At 45.1% G+C, this 2,432-nt stretch carries 3 protein-coding genes; all 3 read right to left on the bottom strand.

The window, feature by feature from the left end:
• Nucleotides 1-16: 16 nt before the first annotated feature.
• Nucleotides 17-1,603 (bottom strand): IS66 family transposase, encoded by a 1,587-nt coding sequence (gene tnpC / locus ACVBIO_RS21495; RefSeq protein ID WP_447173423.1) that lies wholly within the window; start codon nucleotides 1,601-1,603, stop codon nucleotides 17-19.
• A gap of 83 nt (nucleotides 1,604-1,686) precedes the next feature.
• Nucleotides 1,687-2,034, bottom strand: coding sequence for an IS66 family insertion sequence element accessory protein TnpB (tnpB, locus tag ACVBIO_RS21490; protein WP_447173422.1), 348 nt, complete (start codon nucleotides 2,032-2,034; stop codon nucleotides 1,687-1,689).
• Nucleotides 2,028-2,351, bottom strand: a complete 324-nt coding sequence (gene tnpA / locus ACVBIO_RS21485) for an IS66 family insertion sequence element accessory protein TnpA (protein ID WP_447173421.1) — start codon at nucleotides 2,349-2,351, stop codon at nucleotides 2,028-2,030. The genes tnpB and tnpA overlap by 7 nt, the downstream gene beginning before the upstream one ends.
• Nucleotides 2,352-2,432: the final 81 nt, after the last annotated feature.

Genomic DNA, 2,432 nt, shown 5'->3' with positions numbered 1-2,432 from the left:
GTGAGCGCCCGGTGAACTACGCCTTGCTTAGATCAACATGCCAGGGCAAGAGGCTATTAAGGTCACAGTTTGGATGGGATAGCTGCTCCAAGCAGTGTTCGATGTAATCGAACGGAATAAGACCGTTAACTTTAGCGGTTTCTATGATGCTGTATAAAATAGAACTGCCTTCAGCACCGCGGTGATTGTGGTTAAATAGCCAGTTTTTACGCCCTATTACAAACGGTTTTACTGCACGTTCTGCACGGTTGTTGTCGATATTGAGCCGGCTGTCTTCTGTATAACGGCTGAGTTTCGACCATTGATTGAGGCTGTAATAGATGGCTTTGCCCAAAGCACTTTTCTCTGACACTTGCGCCGCAGATTTATCCAACCATTGTTTAAATAGCGCGAGCTGAGCACTTGAGTGAGTACGCCTAAAGTACAGCCGCTCTTCAAGCGACAGCTCCTTGATTTGACTCTCTATACGATACAGCTTAGCTATCATGTTGAGCGCCATATCCACTTTACTCATTTTACCTGTCTTATTTTTACCTTGTGCTACTGTCGCTTCTTTGAACTTACGCCGCGCATGTGCCCAACACCCCACAAGTTTATTACTCGCACGCTGATAAGCCGCGTAACCATCTACCTGTAAATAACCATCAAACACCAACTGCTCAGTCGCAAGAAAATGACTCACGCAGGTGCTCGCTCGGCTACCATCTTGATAGTCGTACAGCGCAATATTGCGTAAACCTTGCTCCCTTGCTAATTCACTGGGCCCGTCAGCACCTGAGCAATACACCCACATATAGGATTTTACTCGCTCGTCGTTAATCACTTTGAGTGTGGTTTCATCAGCATGGATTATCGGTTGTATTAATAGATGTTGGTGCAGTAAATCATATAAGGGTTTAAACAAGGCCGCGGACTTCATCATCCAGTCAGACATCGTTTGTCGACTTAATTCAATACCATGTTGCTTAAACAGGGTTTCTTGCCTGTAGAGCGGCAATGCATACTGATATTTACTGGTAATGAGTTGACTTAGTAAACTAGGTGTCGCAAATCCTTTAGGGATTGGGCTAACAGGGACCGGCGCTTGTTTGATATTCGCTTGCGTCCCTTTCGTTTCGCAATGCTTGCAACTGTATTTCAACCTAATGTGCTCAATGACACTAATTTGCGCGGGAATAAATTTGAGCTTTTCACTGCTATCTTGTCCCATCACGGTCAGCTGATGACCACAGGCACACTGTTTATCGGCTTCGCTAATGTCATGAGTGATGACTTCGCGAGGCAGGTCTTTAGACAATGGCTGGCGCTTGGCGCGTTTTTTAGGGGGAGCGACATCACCTGTCGTTAACTCAACAGGCGCATCGGCAGTGACTTCTGCTTCGTTAAACAGCTCACCTTGATAATCATGGCTCTCACTGCTCGCCCCGAAGCGTTTCTGTTGTGCTAAGCGAAATTGCTCAAGTAACCCTTGCACCGATTGTTTAAGTTTGGCGATTTCAGCATCTTTCGACTCGATAACATCATCTTTAGCCGCAAGCGTCTCAAGCAATAATTGCTTAAGAGAATCAACATCATTGGGTAAATTATCGAGCCTTAATTTCATGGGGTCATTATATCAAATATCACCCTAAACAAGGCCAATTCAGTGATCTAATTCTGGGAAACTGCATACGTAAAGGCGATCAATTAACTGTAACTCAAGCCTTTAACCTGCCGGTGGCCTAATACATTAAACCCTGAAAGCAGCCAATGAAACTGTTGCTCTGATAAGCTCATACACTCATCTTCACTTTGAGTCGGCCACTTGAATTTAGCCTGTTCGAGGCGTTTGTACCAAAGCGCAAAACCGGTGCTATCCCAGTACAGGATTTTTAATTTATCACGCCCTTTATTACAAAAAACATACACGCTGCCGTCAGAGGCCTGTAGCGACAGTTGTTGTTCAACGATAATAGCTAAGCCATTTATCGATTTACGAAAATCCACGGGTTCACGATGCAGATAAACACAGGGAAGCTGTTGAAACATCAACATGCTTGCAGGCCTTTGATAAACTCAAGCAGATAGCTTGGAGGTAAAGAGCTTGGGAAAGTCCATAGCCCAGTTTGATGCTGTAAACAGATAGTTGGTTGCGACGTTACGGCCTGGGTGATAACCGGTGTGGTTGCAGGCGCTACAGCCTTAACAAACGAAGCCCCGTTTTTTTGGGGAGTGTTAGTCATAATGGCTTTGCGGGCATAAAAGGTACTGGTACTTAGCTTATGTTGACGACAAAAAGCTGTAATCGTTAAGCCGCTACCCGGCTGTTGCTGGATCAAGTTCGTCCAATCGTCATGGGAACGTTTAGCCATATTAACTCCTGATGTAATAGTCAGGAGTTAAGATAGAGCTTCAAAGCGGTAAGCTGAAGATGTATTTGGCCGGACGGTTAC

The organism is Shewanella sp. 0m-8 (assembly GCF_052977265.1).
The sequence above is the reverse complement of the archived record's forward strand: the minus strand, read 5'-3'. Positions and strand labels throughout refer to the sequence as shown.

Bases quoted from the DNA above. Each gene is read 5' to 3' on its own strand.
- tnpC (WP_447173423.1), bottom strand. From the start codon at position 1,603: ATGAAATTAAGGCTCGATAATTTACCCAATGATGTTGATTCTCTTAAG.
- tnpB (WP_447173422.1), bottom strand. From the start codon at position 2,034: ATGTTGATGTTTCAACAGCTTCCCTGTGTTTATCTGCATCGTGAACCC.
- tnpA (WP_447173421.1), bottom strand. From the start codon at position 2,351: ATGGCTAAACGTTCCCATGACGATTGGACGAACTTGATCCAGCAACAG.